Origin of the sequence: Bradyrhizobium sp. (assembly GCF_019242285.1) — a bacterium.
Classification (GTDB): Bacteria; Pseudomonadota; Alphaproteobacteria; order Rhizobiales; family Xanthobacteraceae; genus Bradyrhizobium.
The window spans coordinates 1-5,253 of sequence record NZ_JAFAVV010000486.1; the positions used below are offsets into that span (position 1 = coordinate 1).

Sequence of the window (5,253 nt, forward strand, 5' to 3'; positions counted from 1 at the left end):
CGGACGCCATCAGCTACAGCGTCTTTCGGCCGATGATCCTGACGCCGTCGAGACTGCCGCCACTCAGCCGCATCTGGCAGAAGCGGGCATAGTCCATGGTGGTCGAGACCAGGCCGCCGCCGCCGGACTCCATCACCGGCTTCTCCAGCATGTTGAACAGCTTTACCTCGTCGCCGGTCCAGGGATCGTTCGGGAACGGCTCGGCGAGCCGGCCGGCATTGGCCTCGTCCGTGTGGAAGGCGGTCTCGGCCATCTGCAGCGGCGCCAGGATGCGCTCGGCGAGGAAGGTGCTGAGCGGCTTGCCGCTCAAGACCTCGATGATGCGGCCGAGAATGTCGGTGGAGCGGCTGTAGTTCCACTCGGCGCCGGGCTGGCAGATCAGCGGCAGCGCGGCGAGCATGGCTGCATGCTCGGCATTGGTGATCTTGCGGCTCCGCAGCCGCGACTCCTTGTAGAGCTGCTGCACCAGGCTGTCGCCGGTGTGGTCGTAGGTGAGGCCCGAGGTGTGGCGGAGCAGGTCCTGCACCGTCATCGGCCGCTCGAGCGCGACCAGGTTGAGCTTGCCGTGGTGCTCGACGCCCACCTTCTGGTTGGCGAATTCCGGGATGAACTTTGCAACCGGGTCGGTGAGCAGGCACAGGCCGTCCTCGACCAGCATCATGATGCCCACCGAGACGATCGGCTTTGTCATGGAGAACACGCGGAAGATGGTGTCATGGGCCATCGGCGCGCTCGCCGCCGGGCTCTGCCGGCCGATGGCATCGAACCAGCCGATCTGGCCCTTGCGGGCGACCATGACGGTCACGCCGGGGATCGTTCCCTTGTCGACCTCCCGCCTGAAGGTGTCCGACATCGCCTGCAGCCGTGCCGGCGACAGCCCGAGCGCCTCCGGCCTGGCCGCGGGGAGGGGCGGGGTCTGCGGGACGGTGGCCGGCTTGGCGGCGGTCTGGGCGTTCATGGTCTCTCCCGTACGTTTGTTGTGGCTTTGGATGAAGTCTGGCGCAGAACTTGCGGCTTGAACAGGCTTTCACCCTTGCAAATGGGGCATGGCCTATGCTTGAAACGGCGGGTCGGCAGCGGCGTGGTCCAATCCGCCTCTGCCCGCTAGGAGTGTAGCTCAATTGGTAGAGCACCGGTCTCCAAAACCGGGGGTCGCAGGTTCGAGCCCTGCCACTCCTGCCAGCAAAATCAGCTAGTCAGCAGCCTCGGTTGTGACGGCTATCCAAAGCACGCGGCCACCATACACCACTCTGGAACACGATACACGCCTCTGGAGTCGCGTACGGCGGTCGTCGCCGTGGCGGAAGCGCCCATGGGCAGAGACCCGGACACCGGCCAATCTTCTCTAAGCCAACGACGGCCTTGCGACACCTGGTCATCTTCAGCCCGAACAGTCATCCCGAGCGGGCTACGATCCACATGCGACGCTATTTGTGGACTCTGGGATCATCGTGGGCCTTCGGCGGACCCATGAAGTCTATCATTGCTATCGCGAAACGCTCCTCGGACAGACGCTTTTCGAGGAATTGCCGCTCAGTCTCGGTCAGATGGGTCTCGAGCAGCCTGAGATAGCGTTCAACGTTTTTCAGATGGGCGCACAAACGCGAACTTCGCTCGTTCATAACGCAACCCCCACGAAATGCCTTTTCTGAATATTCCTCTCGCTTACTGGTCTTGTCTGAAATGTATTTGACAGTTCTCGGCGAAAGCGAGGCGTTTTACAAAAACCCGTATTGCTACGGAGGGCGCTCTGCACTGTTCCGTGATTTTGAACGCGCGCCGCAGTTGGAGCAAGGAATGCCATCCTGCGAGTTGCGCGGGATGGGGACCGCGTCACCGCTCGCCCGATAGATGTTCCAGGCGGCGTTCTCGCAGATATTCCCGTGCCGACTTGCCCCTTAAGCGATAGAGGTAGTTCAAAAGATCATGGTCGGCTGGCGCCAAGGTCGCGAGATCGAGCTTTCCTTCGCGATACAGCTTGCCGAGCGCGCCCTTGATGTTGGCCCGATTTGGATCGTTCAGGATATCGGCGATCTCAAGCGGGACGTGATCGTCGGCTCGACCGGCGGCGTCCCTGACAGCGCCAGCATCATCATCAAGTCCTGCGCCTTCGAGCTTGTCGGCCGCGTTGTTTAATCCATCGCAATCGATGATCTTGCCCTCCAGGAGAGCATCGAGCAGTTCAGTTGGAGTTGCCATGCCCGCCATCCGCGCCACCAACGCCAGGATTTCATCGGGCGTTTGGAAGCCCTCGAACAGATCAACATCGTCAGTCATCATCGACTCACCAGCCCTTCCGCAATGCGGGCGCTCTCTACAGCTTCAGCTGGTTCGGCTTCAATGTTGAAGTCTCTCGCCGTTCTGTAAGCTGTGAGGAAATTTTGGGCGTTTACCAAATCGGTCAAGTCGGCTGACGTGGCGAGGCACGGGGCCGTCGGGATCAAACCCGCCGCTGTCTTTTAGTTAATTGACCTAACAGGACCTCTCGTTTCGTTCTGCGGCTCAAACCAACAGCCGCGCCCCCGACGCCTCACTATTGGCCGAACTTGCGCAGGCATTCGGGAGACGCATCGACAGCGACAGAGGTGCCGGTCACGCCGCTTCGGGCCTTGCGGTACCTCCGTGTACTGAGCCTGACGGGATTGACGCGAACCGCTATTGCTGCGGCGCACAAAGGGATAGCTTGGAGTTGGAAGGGCCGTACGGGGCAACAACGCGAGGCAGCTTGCTTCGGTCTGCTTGCAGCGCCATGGTATTGAAATGAAGATGACCGCAACCATTCCCTCATCCGCCGCCGAGGTTGTCGCCGATCCCGCCGCCTTCCTGCGGGCGGTGCGTGCGGGCGATCATGTGGTGGTGCCCGATTTTGACTATCGCGCAGCTGTGGCCTTGGCCGATGCTCTGGCCGAGGAGGAGCTGCTCGAAGAGATGGTTTCTTACCGCAAGAACATAACTGGCGTTGACAACACGATCTTTATTTCGCCAAAGGGCAGCACGCAGCACGCCGCGCGGGTCGAGCTGGCCATTGATCCGCCGGATAGTATCGATCCGCGAAGCGAAACCGCGTCCATTGCGATTGCCGATGGCGCCGTGATGGCGGGAAAGTTGCTCCCGCGGCGTTGCTCGAGAGCGTGCAGCGCTTCATTGAGCTCAACCGCGCTGTGTTGATCGATTACTGGGAATATCGCGTCGACACGGATGAACTGCGGCGGCGGTTGAGATCGATTTGAGGACGCGGCGCCGATTTGGAAGCGGGCGGCGCGCCGGCCCTGCGCAGGGGCCGTCAGATTTCCGACCTCTTGACCAATTCGCCGCGTGTCATCCGGCGCCCCCACCTTGACCTCGTCCGCTTCCGGCAGTACATAACCCGCACTCGCAGCCGGCCCGCCCAAAGCGGATATCCGGCGCGGCCTCATGCATCCCCAAACATCCGAGCCCGTATTCCGGCTCATCCTTCTTAGGCGAGAGGGTTGGGCGTCGGCGCGGACCCTTGTTTGGATTTCCTTTAGTCACAGTAATCGTCTGGCGACGGACGCGGAACCCCGATGGCTTTCAGCCCGTTCAAATTCCTGCAGGAAGTGCGCTCGGAGACCGCCAAGGTCACTTGGCCGACCCGTCGCGAGACCACCATCACGACCATCATGGTGTTCGTGATGGTCGCATTGGCGTCCGTGTTCTTTTTCGCCGCGGATCAGATCATCCGCGTCCTGGTCACCACCGTTCTGGGCATCCACTGATGGTTACTGCCGCAATTCAAACCACCGACAAGCGCTGGTACATCGTCCACGCCTACTCGAATTTCGAGAAGAAGGTCGCGGAATCGATCCGCGAGCAGGCCAAGCAGCGCGGGCTGGAGGAACTGTTCGAGCAGGTGCTGGTGCCGACCGAGAAGGTCACCGAGGTGCGCCGCGGGCGCAAGATCGACGCCGAGCGCAAGTTCTTCCCGGGCTATGTGCTGGTGAAGATGAAATTGACGGATGAGGCCTTCCACCTCATCAAGAACACGCCGAAGGTCACGGGCTTCCTCGGCGCGGAAAACAAGCCGATGCCGATCTCGGAGGCCGAGGCGATGCGCATCCTGCACCAGGTGCAGGAGGGCGTGGAGCGGCCGAAGGCGTCGGTGTCGTTCGAGATCGGCGAGAACGTGCGGGTGGCCGACGGGCCGTTCGCCTCGTTCTCCGGCGTGGTCGAGGAGATCGACGAGGCGCGCTCGCGCGTCAAGGTCGCGGTCTCGATCTTCGGCCGCGCGACGCCGGTCGAACTGGAATTCGGTCAGGTCGAGAAAGTCGGCTGACCGGAAACGGCGTGAAGCCGCGAGGCTTCGCGCCATGAAGAGGTCGTGGGAGGAGAGGGCGGTTGCCAGCCGCTTTCTGCCGCACCACGGAACCTGAACCCGCCGGCTTCACCACCGGCCAACAGGAGTGAGACATGGCAAAGAAAGTGACCGGTTTCCTGAAATTGCAGGTGCCGGCCGGGGCCGCGAATCCCTCGCCCCCGATCGGTCCCGCGCTTGGTCAGCGCGGTCTCAACATCATGGAATTCTGCAAGGCGTTCAACGCCCAGACCGCCAAGGAAGAGAAGAACACCCCGATCCCGGTGGTCATCACCATCTACGCGGACCGTTCCTTCACCTTCGAGATGAAGACGCCGCCGATGTCCTACTTCCTCAAGCAGGCGGCCAAGATCCAGTCCGGCTCCAAGGCGCCGGGCCGCGACAAGGCCGGCTCGGTGACGAAAGCGCAGGTGCGCGAGATCGCCGAGAAGAAGATGAAGGATCTCAATTGCGACACCGTCGAAGCGGCCATGAAGATGGTCGAGGGCTCGGCCCGCTCGATGGGTCTGGACGTTGCGGGGTAAGGCGCCATGTCGATCGGAAAGCGTTTGAAGAAGGCCCGTGAAGGCGTTGACCGCGAGAAGCTCTATCCGCTCGCGGATGCCATCAAGATGGTCAAGGAACGGGCCAAGGCGAAGTTCGACGAGACCATCGAGGTCGCGATCAATCTCGGCGTCGATCCCCGCCATGCCGACCAGATGGTCCGTGGCGTGGTGCTGCTGCCGAACGGCACCGGCCGCACCCTGCGCGTCGGTGTGTTCGCGCGCGGCGCCAAGGCGGACGAGGCCAGGGCCGCCGGTGCCGACGTGGTCGGCGCCGAGGACCTGGTCGAGAAGGTGCAGGCGGGTAACATCGATTTCGACCGCTGCATCGCGACCCCCGACATGATGCCGCTGGTCGGCCGCCTCGGTAAGGTGCTG

5 protein-coding genes, 1 tRNA gene and 2 pseudogenes are annotated in these 5,253 nt (G+C 62.3%); 6 read left to right on the forward strand and 2 right to left on the reverse strand.

What is annotated here, in order from left to right:
• Window positions 1-16 precede the first annotated feature (16 nt).
• Window positions 17-958 (reverse strand): annotated as a pseudogene (locus tag JOY90_RS19285) (serine hydrolase domain-containing protein); the annotation flags it as partial.
• A 148-nt stretch (window positions 959-1,106) separates the two neighbouring features.
• On the opposite strand from JOY90_RS19285, the gene JOY90_RS19290 reads away from it, so the two are divergent.
• Window positions 1,107-1,182 (forward strand) — tRNA-Trp (locus tag JOY90_RS19290).
• A 651-nt stretch (window positions 1,183-1,833) separates the two neighbouring features.
• On the opposite strand, the gene JOY90_RS19295 is transcribed toward JOY90_RS19290, so the two are convergent.
• Window positions 1,834-2,277 carry a hypothetical protein gene (locus JOY90_RS19295; protein WP_291692704.1) on the reverse strand — a complete coding sequence of 148 codons (444 nt, stop codon included), beginning with the start codon at window positions 2,275-2,277 and terminating at the stop codon, window positions 1,834-1,836.
• 489 nt (window positions 2,278-2,766) lie between these two features.
• Between JOY90_RS19295 and JOY90_RS19300 the strand changes: the two genes are divergently transcribed.
• The 5 genes and pseudogenes from JOY90_RS19300 to JOY90_RS19320 all read left to right on the forward strand — a co-directional run.
• On the forward strand, window positions 2,767-3,168 hold the full coding sequence (locus JOY90_RS19300; protein ID WP_291692705.1) for a hypothetical protein: 402 nt from the start codon (window positions 2,767-2,769) through the stop codon (window positions 3,166-3,168).
• A gap of 377 nt (window positions 3,169-3,545) precedes the next feature.
• Complete coding sequence (gene secE, locus JOY90_RS19305) at window positions 3,546-3,737, forward strand: preprotein translocase subunit SecE (protein WP_291692706.1); 192 nt, start codon at window positions 3,546-3,548, stop codon at window positions 3,735-3,737.
• Window positions 3,737-4,294, forward strand: coding sequence for a transcription termination/antitermination protein NusG (gene nusG, locus JOY90_RS19310; protein WP_291692707.1), 558 nt, complete (start codon window positions 3,737-3,739; stop codon window positions 4,292-4,294). Before secE ends, nusG begins: the two co-directional genes overlap by 1 nt.
• Before the next feature lie 134 nt (window positions 4,295-4,428).
• On the forward strand, window positions 4,429-4,857 hold the full coding sequence (rplK, locus tag JOY90_RS19315) for a 50S ribosomal protein L11 (protein WP_291692708.1): 429 nt from the start codon (window positions 4,429-4,431) through the stop codon (window positions 4,855-4,857).
• Window positions 4,858-4,863: 6 nt separating this feature from the next.
• Window positions 4,864-5,253, forward strand: a pseudogene (locus tag JOY90_RS19320) (50S ribosomal protein L1); the annotation flags it as partial.